The following is a 17,848-nucleotide window of genomic DNA, read 5'->3' as shown; positions in this document are numbered from 1 at the left end:
TTCCAAGATGCGGAAGCACGCGGCTGAAATCTTGCTCTGTTAAAGTCTCAGCGCGGCCGACTTACTTGTCATTCATAAGAGCCTTTATGACCGCATCATGGATGTCGGGTCTTGCCTTCTCAATCTTTTCGTTCTCGCGGGTCGGACAAACCCTGTTCGTAAATAGAACGACAAATAAATTCCTGACAGGGTCGATCCAAATTGAAGTTCCTGTAAAACCCGTGTGACCGAAAGAATTAGGAGAAAAATAATGCCCCGAGCTCGAATAATGAGGAGCCGGTGCTTTCGTATCCCAGCCGAGTGCGCGTGTGCTTAGATCGGATTGCTTCCGCGTGAACAATGCGATCACCGAGTCCTGCAAATAACGGCGTCCGTCGTAGGTGCCATGATTCAAAATCAGCTGCAAACAAATTGCGATATCATCAGCCGTTGAAAACAATCCGGCATGCCCGGTGACACCGCCAAGGGAGCGGGAATTTTCGTCGTGCACCACTCCCTGTATCAAGTAGCCCGCTGCAGAATCATATTCGGTCGGTGCACATATCTGTGCAAGCGACGCAGGCGGGGTGAACATTGTGTGCACCATTCCCAGCGGATGATAAAAGTTTTCTTCAACATATTTATCGAGCGTCATCCCCGTAATTTTTTCTACGATTTTCCCGATCACCAGGAAATTTATGTCGCTGTACACCATCTTCGTACCCGTGGGATAATTGAGCAGCGTCGCGTATAAAGAATCCCACATCGCTTCATGCGCCGCATTGAAGTTGCTCCCGAACGAGTCGGCTTCGACAAAAGAACGCGGATCTCTCAAAAGCCTATCCATCTGTTCTTGAGGAATTACAGAAGTATCCCATAGAAACATCGGCGGATCAGGCGGGAGTCCGCTGTCGTGCACAAGAAGATCACGAACGGTTATTTTCTCTTTGCCGTTTTGCCCGAACTGTGGCAAGTACTTCGCGACAGGTGCCTCGATATCCAGCTTCCCTTCCCCGTACAGTTTCATTGCGGCAAATGTTGTGGCGCAAATCTTTGTCAGCGACGCGAGATCAAACATCGTATTCAAATCGATCGTCCGTGAAAGCGGCGAATAATCATAAGTGCCAAACGCTTTATCGAAAACGATCTTGCCGTCCTTCGCCACCAAAAGCTGTGCGCATGGAAATGCGCTGTCGGCGATCCAGAAGTTGAGGATGGAATCAAGCTGCGCCAACTTCATCGAATTAAACCCCGCCTCTTGGGCAGCGGCAAATCTCAGGCTTGTTTGCGGCAAATCAATTCCGTCTCCATATTTCGCCACACCGGAAATTGTCACGGGAAGTTTTCCGCTTACGTTTATTTCGCCGAAGAGCGTCTGGACGGCAGCCTGAACCGAAACTTTCATGTCGCCATAGGCACAAACATATGCCGGCACATTAGGGACACTCCTGAGCAAATAAGGGTTTCCAAATGAGACCATAACTACGGGTTTCCTGGAGTTTGTCACCTTCTGAAGAAATGACTGAACTGGAGGAGTGAAATCGATCGTTCCGCTGCCGGAACGCCAGCGTACGTAAGTCGGAATAAGTATTAAACCGGAGTTGGCTACCACGCTCAGCGCGTTCTGGAAGTCAAGTTCGTTAGACGAAGGATCGATCTGCAAGAAGCTTACGTTCTCATACCTTTGCAGCAATTCTTGTTTAAAATCTCTTGCCACGTTGGGGTCGCTGTTGTCCGCGACGATCAGGCAGACCATGCGCTGCGGCTGCTCATATTGAAGCGGCAGGACGTTACCCTCATTTTTGACAATGGTGATCGAGCGGCGCGCAGCATGTTCCGCAAGAAGCTCATGTTCTTCCGTGCCGACAACCTTCGGGATATTGCTCAGATCGACAATTCTATTTCCGTTCAAACCCAGTTCGGATTTCATCATGAGAATCTTTCTTACTGCGCTGTCAATTCTTGATCGATTGATTTCGCCGCGTTCCACTGCCTTTGTGATCGCGTCTATCGCGACGTTGTTGTCCGGAGGCATCAGCACAATATCGGCTCCCGCCTTCACCGCTCTTATCGCCGCTTCGGCACCCGAAAACTCGCTGGTCACTCCTTTCATGGTCATAGCGTCTGTGACGACAAGACCGTGAAAGCCTAAAGAGTCTTTGAGCACGCCGGTAGTAATGCCGGGCGATAGAGTTCCCGGAATACCCTGTTTTGTCTCTATCTTTGGGAACGCTATATGTGCCACCATGACCGACTTCACCCCTGCTGCAATGTCTGCCCTGAATGGGACCAATTCCACGGTGTCGAGTCTTTCGAATCCATAATTGATCACCGGTAACCCAAGGTGAGAGTCAACTTGAGTATCACCATGACCCGGAAAATGCTTTGCCGTTGCGATGACTCCTCCATCCTGATTGCCCTTGATGAATGCAGAAGCAAGCTTTGCGACGAGCTCAGGATTCTCGCCGTAAGAACGGACGTTGATAATAGGATTCTCAGGATTATCATTTACGTCCGAGACAGGCGCATAATTTTGAAAAACACCGACCGCACGAGCTTCTCTTCCTACAGCTTTTCCGATCTCGTAGACGAGTGCCGAGTCTCGCGTCGCACCGAGCGCCATGTTGCTCGGGAAAGAAATTCCTCCCGTGAGCCGCATGCCCAATCCGTTTTCGTAGTCGGACGATATCAATAGCGGCACATCGGCAAGCTTCTGAAGTCTGTTTAACAAGACTGCCTGTTCATAAATGTTTCCCAGGGATACCACTATTCCGCCGACTTTTTCATCGCGGACCATATGGACCAAGTCTTTATATTCGGGATCATCTTCACTAAAGTACTGCGACAGAGAATAGGGTACTATCATTTGTGCAACTTTTTCTCTAAGCGTAAGAGAACGTAGTGTTCCATCAACCCAATTTTCGTCGGCATTCCATTTGTAGTTCTCCGAATGTTCCACAGGATACGCGTCGGTCGAGACACCAACATGGGTTGTGGCCGCCGACGTTATGGAAGGTTGTTCTTTATCGGTTGTGCTCTTCCGCGACGTCGAATGGTTTGCCGCCGTGCACCCATAAACGAGAAATGCGATAAAGGCATAAAAAGGGATCAATTTTGTCATTTATGTGCTTCGACTCCCTTCATCGCGAGTAAAGCCGCTCCAACGGCAGCAGATCGTTCTGGCAGTATAATCTTCATCGCCGGGTATCTCTGGCGAATTAGATATGTGAGCTTAGCAACGAGCATGTTTTCGTGAGTGAGAATACCTCCCATGAATGCAATTGAAACTTCTTTGCCAATCTTTGAAATGGCTGCGCTGACATGTAAAAATAAATCTTTTGCAGCGTCATCGAGTATGGAAAGGGCAACTTCGTCGCCCTTTTCTGCCGCCGCAAGAACAAATCTTGCTGTCGAGGCAATGTCGAAATTCTCATGGTATATCTTTAGAACCAATGACTGCGGAGAGTCTATATTCAGTTCTTTCTCCACGAAGTCTGAAATCTTAGTTTTCTTCCCGCGTCCATCATGCTGCTCGGCGTAGGCTTTCAGGCCTGCCCTGCCGATCGCGTACCCGCTCCCTTCATCCCCCACGAAGCGGCCCCATCCGCCGACCCTGTAAACGGTGCCGGCCGCATCCTTTGCAAGCAGGATCGAACCAGTGCCGCTTATCAGGACCATTCCCTCTTTTCCCGGAAAGGCGCCTTCAAGTGCGGCAAGCGCATCGCTTTCAACGCCGATCCATGGTACAGGCAGATGCATGCTTAGCACGAATTCTTCAAATCCTTTTTTCATCCGGTCTTGTTCGCGCTTCTCTCCAGCGCCCGTCAAGCCGAGAAATATCCCGGCAATTTCCGCAAACTTCAAATTGGCGCTATCCAGCATCACCAATGTAATATCTAAAATATTTCTCGATGTCTGAGGAATTCCAATGATCTGAAAATTTGACGGACCGCCCGCCTTTTCATCGAGAACCTCCTTTCCCGAATTTATTATTGCCGCGGTTGTTTTTGTCGCCCCGCCATCGACGCCAAGAAAATATTTCTGCAATTTACTCATTTATAAAATCTATGCTATCGAACCTATGGAAACAATTAATGTCCCCATGTTTTCGATATTGTCAATTATTCGTGGACTCTTCCGGTTCATTTCCACTTTACACATCAAACGATGTTCGGACTTACACCTAATCCTGGCTTGTCGCTGAGATAGAGACGTCCCTTCTCATTTCTCACTCCTTCGAGAGGATCGTTAGAGATTAATAGATTCCCGTCGACATCATTCCAATCGACGAGCGGGGAGATACGTGCCGCTGCCGTTATGCCCACGGATGTTTCGATCATGCAGCCCAACATGATCTTCATATTGTGGTTACGTGCTTCATGGATAAGCCTGCGGGTTTTCACCAAGCCTCCATTCTTCTGAAGTTTGATGTTTATCCCATCGTACGCGGCCGACAATTCCGAAACTCCGTAGAGCGAAAGTGCCTCATCGGCGATAACAGGCATCCTACCCCGAAAGGATTTTTGCGACACTCTTTCACGAAGCCATTCCATGTCGTCGATCTGCGACGCAGGCATAGGCTGTTCAATAAGCTCCACATTCTGAGCTGACAACCATTTGATTTTCTCGAGTGCTTCCTCTTTCGATTTCCATCCTTCATTAGCATCCACGCGCAAGGGCTTGTCTGTGACTCTTCGGACGGCTTCAACTATCTCTTCGTCATTGGGCACACCGAGTTTTATTTTTAGAATCGGATAGTTAACTGCCTCTTTGACCTTTCTAACGATGTTATCCGGCGTGTCGATCCCTATAGTGAAAACGGAAACCGGCGCCTGATCTTTATCCGTATTGAAGAATTCATATAGAGGAACGTTCAATCTCTTGCAGATCCAATCGTGCAGGGCAATATCGACGGCACAATTAGCGCTCGGATTGCCGGGTGCAATTGAATCCACGTAATCGCCGGCGGCTTCGAGTCGAAATGGGTCCGATAATTTCGCGGGGTCGATCGCATCCAAGAATTCCTTGACCGTCTCCATCGTCTCCTCGTATCGGGCATTTGGAGACGCCTCTCCATAGCCGACAACTCCATCCTTTACTATCTTGACAATGATAACTGGGACAATGTCGCGAGAGCTTCTTGAGATTTTGAAAATATGTTTGAGCTTCAGATCGTACTGTTTGTATTCAAGCTTCATTGATTTTCTCAACGCAAATATCGCCCGGTTGAATCATAGGAAAAGCCCCTATAACCGACGATGGATGCAGCGGAATTGCTTGCCCTCTCAGTTTCCATGAGTGAAAATTTCAGAAAAAACAACCTGGTTTTCACATTATTGTAATGTAATTTCATTGTATGATGAAATTCACACTATCGAAAGAAGGTTTCAAGGCGGAAGGGAACTGCGGGGTTGACGAGGCTCGAACTCGCGACCTCCTGCGTGACAGGCAGGCGCTCTAACCAAACTGAGCTACAACCCCATTCAAATCGGGTTACTTTTAAAGAATCTCGCGACTGGTCATTCCAACTTTCGACCACCTGTTAGATGTCCTGTTAGATGTTACTGTCGCACGATTCAATTTATCCAACGAGGTCACAACTTTCAAGTAAACAGTTGTGGACAATACCGCAGGTAAATTGAGGTTTATCCACAATCATATATATAATAGCATAATCACTTCTCCTCCTCCCGCTCCTCCGAAAAATCTCCCGATCTGGACAGCACCGACGCCCTCGCGTCTAGTACCTTCCATCCCCTTTTTGTGTTTCTGTGGTCGGACTGGTACCTGCTGTGGTTATGATATGGTCACTCATCCGCAATCCTATGAAGAGAAAAAACTTCCATGTTATACTGGAAGTGCAAGGAAGACTGATCAACAGGGACGGGGTCATGCCGAGCTGTCAACAACACAAAGATTTTCCATTATGTGCCTCGGTTGTCGAGCTTTCGAAAAACAAGCGAAGACTACTAAGCAAATATGGGAAGCGGGGTCTGTTTTATTATTTTTCCTACTTAAATGAGTAACAATGATTTAGATGAATTTCCTAAGGCGCACTAACCAGAAAGTATATGGACAGCAAATCAGCAAGTGCAAGTTAAGCCGAGCAATAGGAAAATCATTCTGTGGAGATATCTCAAGATTCTCGAATTGCCGTTTGAGCCATCTCTCGAAAAGCTTGCATCTGAATAAATGACCTATTAAAATTACTCTAGACTCGGAGGCGCTGAGAATTCACAAGGTAGTTGATCATATATCCGCGCTTTATTCTGGAGCTGATGCTATTGCAGGTAACAAGCAGACTATCATATATGGATAGAATACGGCTAAGAAAAATCGAAGGAGTGTTGGGGAGCATCGCAACAGTTGTGACCTTGCTCGTCTTCCTGACGGGATTAGATATTCCAAAACTGTTCAACGAAATTCAGGCACAAATCGACCGTGTTCTCAAGTCAAAACCACAACAAGTCAATCCTCCGACAGCGGTCGCGTTGGTATTTTGGGGCATTGCGACATTCATTACTAGCTTAATCGCCACAGGTAGACAACCACTAAGGGAGTTCGTACTCGAATTTGCAAAGAACTTCTGGCTTATCGGGTCAATACTCTTTACAGTGGGATTGATTTGGAGTTTCAGGATCGGAGAGGATTTTCGCATTCTCCTCATATTTGTTTTCATAGACGTGATTCTAGTCGCTTCCCTTATTCGCGCGATAGCAGGCATGGTTAATAAGACTGGTCGATGGCCAGAGGATTTTGGGACGAATGCTTTCATAATTGGAGCTCTAGTTGGAACCCAATTAATTGCCGTGAACGTGCAACTCGGCATGTCCATTATCCTTGTATCCCTGATTCTCGTCAGACTTGGGAACAAGAAGGGCCGTTATGTCAGGAAGCATAGTTCAGATTCGAGTTAGCGTATTCAGATGATATGCCACGATAAGTGTGAGCAATCACCCTAACAATAGAGGAGACCACGACGAAACTGTAATTACTTCCATCCGCCGCGGTTCAGTTTCAAAATGACCATGGTGGCAATACAATGTACTTATCGGGCGTACAATCTGGTGAAAGACAGACGAACTTAGTTTTTGAGATGTCTGCTTTGGAATTCAATCAAAGGCTCACCCGAGGGTTCGTTCAATTGAAGATCAGGAGATCTGGAATCGTTGAATGAATCAATTGGACCAATATCTTCATTTCACCTCAGTGCTTGCTGATTCTAAATGTGATACAGTTTGAACACTCTTCAAGAAAAATAGATGGAATTGATAACCTGCGGCGTCTATTCAGATAAACTCACGAGTCAAGGAATCAGAGGCGTCAAGACCGCTGCGACTTCGACAAAATGAAAGGCCGTGGAAAAGAAACTTGATTGTGGTAAATGCATTTTGTACTATGTTCTAGGTGTGCTGTACGGGATGATTATCAATGTATCATCTCTTTGTTTCTGGTTTTCATTGATAAATTAGTTACACATTTCAAAACAATTGCACTGCCCTGAGGGAGAGCGCGCGGCATAGTGCAATGTGTACAATTAATCAAACAGTGAGGCTTCTCATAAGCTTCCTCGTTGTATTATCTCTTGAAACTGAAGACAATAAGTTGAAAGGGTCCAGAAATGTTTGAATTCAATCCAGATGAAAACTTTTGGCCGTCGCAGAGTACCAAGCGCGCGTGGATGTACACTCACAAGACAGTACGAACTTTTGCGGCTGTGCCGTTGCCAGGCCTTTTCGCAACTACCACATTCATTTGGCGGATACTTGGCGTGATAGGTATTTTCATCCTCGAATCTATAGCAACTTACTATTCTTATTGGCAAGGTGTAAACATAACCGCGATTATTGGTTCTATTGTGGTTGATTTTGTGCTGGCGGTTTTGAGCCATCTACCTTGGCAGCAGAAAATCTGTGAGTGCAAAAACAAGCTGGTGTATGAAGAAGACGTGACCGCGAAGAAAACAGCAAGAAGACTGAGCCGCTACAAGATGTTGCAACGGTTTTTATATCTATTTATTGTGTGTTCCGCTTTCTTCAAATTCTACTGGTTTTATTCAGTTTACGGAATTCCAAACACAACATCGGGACTAATATTTACTTGTTACATGATAGGTGCTATGCTCCATTGTTCATGCACTGGCTATGCAATATTCACTATTATATTCGAACTGCAGATAAGTAAAGAACATACCGCATATATTGAATCAGAAGCAAAAGAGTTCGCATATGATTCTAGTAATCCATTAAGGATTGATCTTGGAGATAGAGAATTCAAAGCTCTTGAGGTGGGGAATCATAAGATAGTAATGGAAACGAAAGAACGAGCAGGGGGGGGAGGGACTGAGAAAAGATATTGGCTTGAGACATTAGGTGTATTGACTGATAAAGAACTCTCTGAATTCATCTCTCGTCAGGATACCAGAGAACAGAAGAGGGACTTGGCAGTAAAGGGTGTTGAGCATCAGATGGCCATCCTTGATGTCGAACCAACTGCGAAGAAAACCATTTGAGGAGTCCAAGAAATGAAGAAGGAAACTAACGTTTCAATTCTATTTTGCATCTCCATGATGTTGATGTTTATGGGATGTAGCGGTCTTAATAAACCGCCGAAGGAACTTAATCTTGTAATTGTAGTAGCTGACAGATTGGGAAGCGAGAAGACGGACATTATCCCGGATAAGATAAGGCAGTTGTGTTTTCCAATAGGTTGTGAACAGTATAATATCTTGCCTATACCAAGGTTGCATCGGTTGGGTTACGATAGATCTTCGGACCTGTCACTTGAGACAGTGATAGAGGAAGGCGCAGCAGGTAACAAGGCAAATATAAATTTTCTTACAAATAAAGTGAAAAGGCACCTTGCAAATGTTGAGATAGGCGAGTCCTTCTCAAAGGAGAACGATAAGAATATTGACATTAAGAGGGCCTATGATGAATATCTAAGTGCAGTTGATACGAGTTCCATGGCGATACTAACGAGTAATGAATCGCTTAAGAATATCGGGATGAAAATCTTTACGGATGTTGACAGTGTGCGGGCATGGATAGCTGCTCTAATCTGCAATCAGGATTATTCTTCTATCACTTTGTTTGTTGAGCCGCCGATAGATAAGTCTTCTCATCCCAATATCTCAACACCTTCAAAACCTTCTCTCGACCAACGAAATGCGCGGTTGCGAACTGATAGGCAAGTAATTGCCTTCGGAGGGGGTACCGTAGTTTATACGCCCGGCGAGATCCCTGTAGAAAGAGTCGAAGTGTATAACGAAGGTGGAGCAATTGGCAAGATATCCTTGGATGGTAAGACGGGCCCTAATGCGGACTGTTTCGATATCCAACCAAGCAATTACTTTCGAATCCCTGGAGGAAAGCGAGATACTCTTTATTTTCGCTTTCTACCCAGGTTTGCAAATCCAGGGGAAAAATCAACAACGACGCAATTATCAACAAAGATACGATTTAGAACAAACGATCCTAGAAATCCTATGATTGAGTTTGACTTGAGTGGGAAAGTACAGTGGTAGTCTTTGAGGAAAGCTACTTATCCGTTTTGTCGAGATTGCTGTTTTGCTTTGCCGTTTCGTATGGCGCTGTTATGGCACAGCCAGTGGTGGATTCACTCAGATCAAAGCAAGATGTCTGGTCAGTGGTGTCAAAGGATGGCGAGGCTAACGTATCGAGCGGCGCATTTTGGGGAGCGGAAAACGGGTATCTCGTTCAAATGGGATATAGCTTCTCTCTGAAGAATTGTGTGAGACTATTTTCTGGCGGGAGGCTGGATGGGTTCAAGTTAGTTGAAGGGGATTTCCGACTTGGCGGCCAAATTGGATTAGGCAGCTATTCGTATCAGAACGAAGTCCGTGCATCTGATTTATCAAAGGAACTTAACTCAAGTATTCTCGCCCGCACTCCTTATTATTCCTTTTCGTTGTACATTCGACTACCACTCGCCGAAATCAACATGAAAGAACATCAATTTTATTTGCAGCCATCGGCAGTGGAACTTGAGTCAACCGATCCTGTGACTAAGGTTTCTCATCATCGTAACGGATTGGGCATATCTATAGGATGGGAATACTTGCTTAATAGTTCATATAAAGTTGGCATAGAAGTAGGAGTAATTTCTCCTAGCTCATTCTCCCATACTTCCAGCCCTGTCGACGTAGAGCACGACTATTTACAGGGGACGCATCTAACTTCTATTTCTATCACACTAGCCATTCCATTGTTCTCAACGGCATCTACTTCCTCGGTTTCAATAATTATGCCTCAAGGATATGCACCCGCAAACTCTAATGGCTGGAAGCAGCTTGTATATCAACCTAAAGAGCGCGAATCAGTGAAACTCGAAGCGCTCCCAAGCGTCCCTATTTTCTTCCTCGACAAATCAAGAGGATTCATACCGTGGGAAGAAATCAAACCGGCATTGGATTCCTTAATTAGGGATGTGAAATCAAACAAGAGGCTAACCGAGGGACGTTTATTCGTAAGTGGCGGCGGTGAGTATTATTGTGATGGGTTTCTATCTGATAGTGCCAGACTAATGAATGCATATTCGGTTTATGAGCCGTTAGCGCCGAACACATTCAATCATTTGTTGATGGCGATACAAGATTTCCGAAGCGACTTTCCCAATAGTGACAGGGTCCATGAGAAATTGTTTTTGTTTTTGTCCCAGTCGAGCATTGACAACATCAGAAGTAATAGTGACAAGTTTGCGGAACTGTTAATTAACGAAGGATTTAATTCGAGCAACACATTGATCCTGGCCAGAGAAGACAGCAGCTCCCCTGGCACACTCAAACACATCGCAGGAATCAGAGTACAGACCCTCGTGATACCATAGAAGTGGAGGGATATTGATATGAATTGGCTGAAAGCATTGTCTTTGTTTTTCTTGTCTGTGCAGATGGCCTCCAGTCAAACTGTAAGGGCCCTTGGCAGATCAGACTGCCTCATGGCACCAACAAAGGATCTCCTGTCTCATTATGAGAGGGAGCTTGGTGCACCGATACATTCCCGAATGAATGACATCACGTGGATAGTGTTCTCTGACCGAGACGATGATAGTATATATACAATTCCGGAAGAGTCATCGTTTGTTGGCACGATAGGGTTCCTTACACCGTTGGTAGTGGTCGCCGAAAAGCAGGAATTCATTCGGGTAGTCAAGTTGGATGTCTGGCAGACAAAAGGAGACAACATGACGGACTCGGATGTACTCGGATGGATCCCCAAAAGAAATATTCTCTTGTGGCCAAATGAGTGCCTTCAAGATAAGAATTCTGGAATTCCCACAAAGGGCATGATTATCAGCGTTGTGGCAAAAGGAATGGTCACAAATCTCGGGACAAATCCAAAGGTCTTGCAGTTTAGGAGAAATCCGGGCACTGAGGGGAGTTCCTACACGGGATATAGCGCGAACGCTTTTGAGTTCTATCATGTGTTCAAGTTTGACGAAACTGGAGGATGGGTATTATTAGGCAAGAGCGGTAACCCAAACGTTACGATGTTCGGCAATGATGCTGAAGATAGAAACCAATTTGTCGGGTGGGCTCCAACCAGTAGAGTTCTCATTTGGTCGAATCGGATTGTGATAGAACCAAACTATATAAGCACTGCAGCTCACGAGAGGATTAATAACATTAAGGCCACAATTTTTTCGGACTCTGTCTCAGCATTGTCCTATTCCAAGAACCAAGGCTGCCCTGATTCATCAATCATCTGGAACGATGATAAATGGGGAGACGCGCCATGGCCGGGAGAGCGCCGCCGCTTTCCAGTGCTTTCTTACAATCCACCTGTCATGCACACAGGTTGTATTCAGCCTCTTACACTGGGCATGAATATCCTTGACCCAAATCGAGAAGCAAACGTTCGTGGGATATTGAACGAGATCATAGAAAGGACTCGACACATAAACGTTATATTCGTCATTGATGGCTCGGCCAGTATGCGTCCCTATTTTGATGCGGCTAGAACCGCCATTAAGACAGCTATAGGTGTGATAAGAAGTCATCATTCTAGGAACACTATTAGATTTGGCAGCGTAATTTATCGCAACTATTCATCCGGTTTTACACAAACCGAACTCCTCCCATTGGTGGGAGAGGATCAGATTCCCCATATGGTCGACGTTTTTCTGGATCCCCAAAAATGCACTCCCCAAAATCCAAACGATGCCATTCTAGATGACAAGTGTCTATTCAGAGGACTATCGGAGGCCTATCGCAACGAAGGTGAAAACTTCAACGTGAAAACTCGTAGCTTTGATGAGACAAGTCTGGTGGTGCTGATCGGAGGTGTCGGGAATAAATCCTGCGAAGAGCGGACAAGTGACATGAACGAGCTTGTTCAATTCATGGTAAGGTACGATCAGCCTCACTTTGTGGCTTTTCAAGTAGGCCAAGTGGAAAGTAACCCGGCCTATGGACGTTTTGTCGATGACGTAAAAGAGATTTTGGATCGCTCCGGAAGAACACTGTCCAATTCTATCAGGCGATATTTCCCAAGGTTAGGTCCATTTGGTATTAGTGAGGAAAACGGATTTTTCATGACTAAGAATACTCCATTCTATGGTCGGATTTATCCTGCAGAAAATAGCGGGGATTCGGCACAAGTCATCGACAACCTTGTGCACGGAATTGTTGCATCTATCGACTCGGTGGATAGTCTGAACACGGAATTGATCAATGAGGCTGAAAAAATCGAGTCATTTAACAGTTGGGGAATCTTGCTTGATTCAACGAAGACGAGCATTCCTAATCTGGGGCTGCTTAACAAAATTCGAAAAGAGGATAAAGACATACTTACATTTGCTGCCGCTAATGTTATCGATACGGCGTTTCAAGTGTTTACCGACGGGTTTACAGCAGATTCAGTGATTGGCTACTCCGAGCCGCTTTATAGATTTGAGCTATTCCTTTCCGCAACAGAGCTGGACCGCGGACTTCTCGACCCGTTAAACCAAATAATAAATGTCACGCCCCTGAGCGCAGACAATCCAAACATTCAGCCTGGCACCGAGCAGCAAGTGTGCATGGGTTTATATAACGTATTCTTGGAGTTGTGCAGAAGATTTTCGGGCGAATCAGAAATAGAAAAACTGCGGAAGATGCCCGTGGCTGAAGTGTTTCAATACGTAACCGGGTTGCCTTATAAGAGCCAACTAATGCGAGACGTGCCCTTGGAGGACGTAGCGGCTTGTTCTGATGAAGTGAAACTGCAGTTGCCAGAATTCATCAGGTACTTAGAATTAAAAAGAAAGCTTCTCTACGATTTGTTCAATGGCCCTGAGACTGGTAGCTTTGTGTTTATTTCAAATGAAACAAAATATTTCTGGGTTGACGAGTGGCTAATTCCGTGAATGAAGGAGAATCGGACCATAGCGATATCCTTTTTGAAATTGAAGATTTAGAAATAAAATATGACGATGAGACTGTCCTCCGTGTTCCACGATTGCTTGTTGATAGGGGGCGGATGACCTGCGTGTTGGGGGAATCTGGGGCAGGCAAAACGACTTTTCTAGATACGCTTTCTCTGCTCAACAACTATCGTGAATTCAAAGGAGAAATCAAATATTTCCACAAGAATGGGAGCGCACCCATACTATATTCGAGTATCCGGACAGACGAAAAACGACTTGCTGAAATGAGACGAGATCATTTCTCTTATGTTTTTCAGGAAAGTCATTTCTTCCCGGGACTTAGCTTAGATGAAAATGTACGAATCCCAAGGCTTATCAAGTCCCAACCAATCGATATTGATCAAGATCCGTCTGAATCTCTATACAAGGATCTCCAAATAGAAAAGTTCAAATCAAAACAAGTAAACAAATTATCAGGCGGCGAAAAGCAGCGGACAGCACTTGTGCGTGCAGTTCTCACTCAAAATGATGTCCTATTCTGTGACGAACCGACGGGCAATCTTGGTGATAACGATGCTGCGGCGGTCATGGCTGCAATACGAGACTATATTGTCAACTCTGAAGCGAAGAAATCGGCAATTGTTATTACTCATAATATTAATCTGGCAGTCAGACACGCTCATAATGTTATACTCATCAGCGACCGTGAAACGCATATGATATCTGAAGAAAACTTCTTTTGTAGAACTATTGAGAATGCTTGGCATTGTGTCTATGAGAATCGCACCTTTTCTGAAGAAACCTTTGTTGAGCGTCTGAAGAAAGTTTTTTCTTAGAGGCAAAGAAGGTGAGTGGCAAGCTTACAAACAGTGAAAGTAAGAAGTCGACGATCAATCCAGTATCGCTGTTTGGGTTTGGTCGCGTCACTCGAAGGATTTTTTCGTTTGATTTTTCGCGAATGAAGCTCGATTTCACGACATTTGGATTGATCCTTTCTCTTGCGATGCTATCCGTCGGATTCTCAGTTGGTGCTAGGAGTATCTTGGATCTGAAATTCGCTGATCCTTTCGTTCACTGGTTGCCTATTGACTTGATAGGTGTTGGTACCACGGGGACCGAGCGTGCGGCAGAGATACTGAAGTATTTCGAAAGCACTGAATCAAGAAAACAGTATTCAGTTGAGACAATCGGAGGATTTGCTTTTCAATTCGGAAGCTTCTCAGCATATGGAAAGAATGGAGTGTCAGGTTATTCTTCGTTTAAGGGTAGATCAGTTGAGGGGACCGATAAGATTGTGGATGGAGTATTTTCGGACGGCAATGGATTGTTTGGTCGGAAGTTTATTGATTCGTTCGACATTGGTATCATTATCAGTGAAGAAATGGCCCATGCCTTAGGTATTCAAGCTCAAGCGGGCATACATCCTGAAGCAAGATACATCTTAAAATCTGTTGGTAAAGGAGCGCCCTATGTATTGCCGATCCGAGGAATAGCAAGGAAGCTACCCTATCAGTCTGACTTCCTGATTACAAATCATCTGAACTCATTGTTAGAGAAAGATATTGGAAAGGCATCTCTCCAGGCGGGGGCAGGAGTGTTGGGGAAGCGAGGGAAAAACGAGTTGGACCAGATCCTTAGGTACATTACCATCCCGAAAGGTCCGAATCGAACTGGTCAAGGCTCTTTAATTATCGGTTGTTCAGTTGATTCTGCAGGGCTCGATTCAGTTAATTCATTAATCGAAGATTATTCTTCTCAGAAAGTTGACGTTAGACTTAATCCGGCGGTGTCTTGGTTGGGGGAGCCTCCTGCCGACCAACTTCCGACCGGCTGCTCAGAATTCCGATGGAAGATTAGTCTTATCTCTATGGACGCGAATTTGACAATCAACAATGCAGTACTGCAGCAAATATACGAAGCTCTGCTAACGTTCAAAGGGGGCATGCTCAGGAGGTACAGTCCCACTCGAATTAACTTGCCTGAAAAAGAGAACAATGTTGCATATGATCACATAGCCGTTTACGTCTCCGATCTCTCTCGCTGGCAAGCTCTCAACGAGCTATTAGGGGAGAAATTCGGAACTCAAATACAGACAGAGAGTGTTAACGCTCTTTCCAACTATAACTTTGTGCAAAAGTTGACCGAGGTTTTTCTGGTTTTCATTATTATCATTTCGGTTTTTTGTTCAAGTCTTGTTGCATATCATATCTTCCGTTCTTATCTCACCAGAAACCGATATAGTATCGGCATGTTGAAGGCATTTGGTACCAGGCCACGAACATTCTACGTATTATTTTTGCTTCAAGGTTTGGTTTTCCTAGGAATGCTCTGCTTCCTTGCCTTTTCTTTTTCCCTTCTGGTACAGCTATCACCATTGCCATATATACTGCTTACAAGATTCTCCCACATCGCTTCTAATTCGAATCAGCGTTTCATTGATATTCTCAGCGTGTCGACCTTATTTCTTTTGGCGCCAACTATATTGTTTGGAATGATGAGTATCTGGCTCGCCGTGAAGAAGTTTCTGCGATATACACCGAGTGATCTCATACAAGGAAGAATTGATGGAGTGTATTGATAAGTCATGATGTCCAATAGACAATAGGACAGCAGGAACGATATCTCGCCAGAATCGTGTAATTTCATAAATTCGGGTGCAATAGCCTACCCCCAATTGTAAGTCGATGATTAGTTGATAATCCTGTCAAGCATTAGCGACCTTATTCAGCAATGAAGACTCTTCATTAAACCGCGCTCGCAAGCAATAATACAGATCATTACCCGCTGACGTGATGATTTGATCACTCATCCAGAATCCACTGAAGAGAAAATGCTTCCATGCTATGCTGAAAGTGCAAGATAGACTAATCGACGGATACAGTATCCACTGGCGATTTGTCAAGAACTGTGTTGGTCATTAAAATATCTGGTAATAAGGAGGTAGTATGTTCCTAGCGAAGATACGCGGTATCTATTATGTAATTTGGAATGAGAATGGCAAGAGAAGAAAAAAGTCAACTAGAGCTAGGCAGAAATCCGAAGCTCTCTCCTTTCTGATAGAGCTTAACAGGAAGATTGATGTAGCGAAACCCAAGAGAACAAACACAATTAATCTCAATGCTTTTTCATCAGAGTTCCTGAAGTATTCTAAAATGGTTCACCGAATATCCACGACAAAAGTCTATGTGACAACATTCAATGAAATGAGGAAATACTTCGGCAACCCACTACTCAATTCACTGGACACAGCTGCGATTGAATCATTCTTGTCGTTCAGAGCAGCCCAAGTCTCAAGCTATGCTTCCAGAAAGGATTACGCCAGCATTTCCGCATTCTTCAATTGGGGAATAAGACATAACTACCTGCAGGAGAACCCCTGCAAGAGAATTAAGAAACCCAGCCTGCCAGTGAAATATCCACTGTTTTTTACCCAAGAAGAATTTCAAGCACTACTTTCAATGATGAAGAATGATAAAGATCTATCAGACATAACGCTCTTCGCTGCAAACACCGGTTGTAGATCAGGAGAGCTAGTTAATCTGACATGGAGACAAGTAAGAATTTACGAACGGATAATTCTCCTAGATAACCAAACCCACATGGCAAAGTCGAGCAAGGTCCGAGCAGTTCCATTAAATGGCATAGCTCTAAAGGTGTTGCAGCATCGACTGGACAGCAACCCAAATAGTCTGGTGTTTACGCTGGATAAAAAGCAAATGAAGGTGGAGAGGCTTTCGAAGCACTTCAAGAAATGTGTAAGAGCAGCCCGACTCAACCCGGCACTGCGTTTTCATAGCCTGCGTCACTCGTTTGCAAGCTGGCTCGTAATGAAGGGAGTTTCACTTTATGAAGTGCAGCGGTTGTTAGGTCATTCAAGCCCATCCGTCACGCAAATTTATGCGCACCTCACAAACGATACGCTGTCAAATGCAGTGGAGAAATTGATGGAGCCCACTGACTAGAAATTCAGAGGCAAATGCAGGAACACGGGGTAGTGTTTACGCGCCTGGTAGATGCAGGGATCGGCTGTGGTTATGATTTGGTTAGTCAGCCTGCAAACAAATCCCGGACAAACCCGGCGGGTGATGACTTAAACAATTTGGAGTGAATTTCTCCTTGTGTTAAATTCGGTCTAAAAAAAGAGGGCTACGATATGAATACCGTTTTTTTGTTAATAATACCTTCCCCCATCGGGCTTATCTTAATTTATTATTTCCGGTACGAAAAGAAAAAACATTGAATATGCCTATCGATTCACAAAGGGATGTACTTAATCCTGTAAAAGTATTTTTCGACTTTTCCAAGATCGACATGGTAATCCTATCGGAAATTTGAGTGGCTAATATGCATGACTTCTTTAAGATACTTGAATGGGTGAAAGGTCCGGCTCAAGCTCTATTTCAGTATTTTCTTGAAAAACCCAAATTAACAATTAGTATTGAAGGACGCGGTGCGGGGAGTGGTTTTGTTGCTAACAACGTTTATGCATATTCCTTTTATA

General features: G+C 44.8%; 11 protein-coding genes and 1 tRNA gene. 8 read left to right on the top strand and 4 right to left on the bottom strand.

The annotated features are described in order from the left end of the window. Window positions 1–61: 61 nt before the first annotated feature. The 4 genes from VLX91_04055 to VLX91_04040 all read right to left on the bottom strand — a co-directional run bounded on the left by VLX91_04055 (window position 62) and on the right by VLX91_04040 (window position 5,460). Window positions 62–3,100, bottom strand: a complete 3,039-nt coding sequence (locus VLX91_04055) for a glycoside hydrolase family 3 N-terminal domain-containing protein (GenBank protein HUI29368.1) — start codon at window positions 3,098–3,100, stop codon at window positions 62–64. Further along, window positions 3,097–4,035 carry a BadF/BadG/BcrA/BcrD ATPase family protein gene (locus tag VLX91_04050; protein ID HUI29367.1) on the bottom strand — a complete coding sequence of 313 codons (939 nt, stop codon included), beginning with the start codon at window positions 4,033–4,035 and terminating at the stop codon, window positions 3,097–3,099. The genes VLX91_04055 and VLX91_04050 overlap by 4 nt, the downstream gene beginning before the upstream one ends. A 104-nt stretch (window positions 4,036–4,139) precedes the next feature. Beyond that, the gene (locus VLX91_04045) at window positions 4,140–5,177 is read right to left on the bottom strand and encodes a dipeptide epimerase (GenBank protein HUI29366.1); all 1,038 of its coding nucleotides are present in this window, start codon (window positions 5,175–5,177) and stop codon (window positions 4,140–4,142) included. Between the two features lie 208 nt (window positions 5,178–5,385). Then, window positions 5,386–5,460: transfer RNA gene (locus VLX91_04040), tRNA-Asp, on the bottom strand. An 830-nt stretch (window positions 5,461–6,290) separates the two neighbouring features. On the opposite strand from VLX91_04040, the gene VLX91_04035 reads away from it, so the two are divergent. The 8 genes from VLX91_04035 to VLX91_04000 all read left to right on the top strand — a co-directional run bounded on the left by VLX91_04035 (window position 6,291) and on the right by VLX91_04000 (window position 17,309). Beyond that, entirely contained in the window at window positions 6,291–6,896 is a 606-nt protein-coding gene (locus VLX91_04035) for a hypothetical protein (protein HUI29365.1), read from the top strand. Between the two features lie 704 nt (window positions 6,897–7,600). Then, window positions 7,601–8,491, top strand: coding sequence for a hypothetical protein (locus tag VLX91_04030; GenBank protein HUI29364.1), 891 nt, complete (start codon window positions 7,601–7,603; stop codon window positions 8,489–8,491). Between the two features lie 12 nt (window positions 8,492–8,503). After that, window positions 8,504–9,505 carry a hypothetical protein gene (locus tag VLX91_04025; protein HUI29363.1) on the top strand — a complete coding sequence of 334 codons (1,002 nt, stop codon included), beginning with the start codon at window positions 8,504–8,506 and terminating at the stop codon, window positions 9,503–9,505. Beyond that, window positions 9,499–10,827, top strand: coding sequence for a hypothetical protein (locus VLX91_04020; GenBank protein ID HUI29362.1), 1,329 nt, complete (start codon window positions 9,499–9,501; stop codon window positions 10,825–10,827). The genes VLX91_04025 and VLX91_04020 overlap by 7 nt, the downstream gene beginning before the upstream one ends. A 111-nt stretch (window positions 10,828–10,938) precedes the next feature. After that, window positions 10,939–13,347: a type VI secretion system protein TssR domain-containing protein gene (tssR, locus tag VLX91_04015; GenBank protein ID HUI29361.1), complete on the top strand. Its 2,409-nt coding sequence runs from the start codon at window positions 10,939–10,941 to the stop codon at window positions 13,345–13,347. Next, window positions 13,344–14,183, top strand: coding sequence for an ABC transporter ATP-binding protein (locus tag VLX91_04010; GenBank protein ID HUI29360.1), 840 nt, complete (start codon window positions 13,344–13,346; stop codon window positions 14,181–14,183). Before tssR ends, VLX91_04010 begins: the two co-directional genes overlap by 4 nt. A gap of 122 nt (window positions 14,184–14,305) precedes the next feature. Next, window positions 14,306–15,925, top strand: coding sequence for a hypothetical protein (locus VLX91_04005; protein ID HUI29359.1), 1,620 nt, complete (start codon window positions 14,306–14,308; stop codon window positions 15,923–15,925). A gap of 367 nt (window positions 15,926–16,292) precedes the next feature. Beyond that, a complete protein-coding gene (locus VLX91_04000; GenBank protein ID HUI29358.1) occupies window positions 16,293–17,309 on the top strand; it encodes a site-specific integrase in 1,017 nt (338 codons plus the stop codon). Window positions 17,310–17,848 lie beyond the last annotated feature (539 nt).

This window comes from Candidatus Acidiferrales bacterium, from assembly GCA_035515795.1.
GTDB lineage: Bacteria > Bacteroidota > Ignavibacteria > Kryptoniales > JAKASW01 > JAKASW01.
Note: the sequence above shows the minus strand (reverse complement) of the source record. Positions and strands in the feature narration are given on the sequence as shown.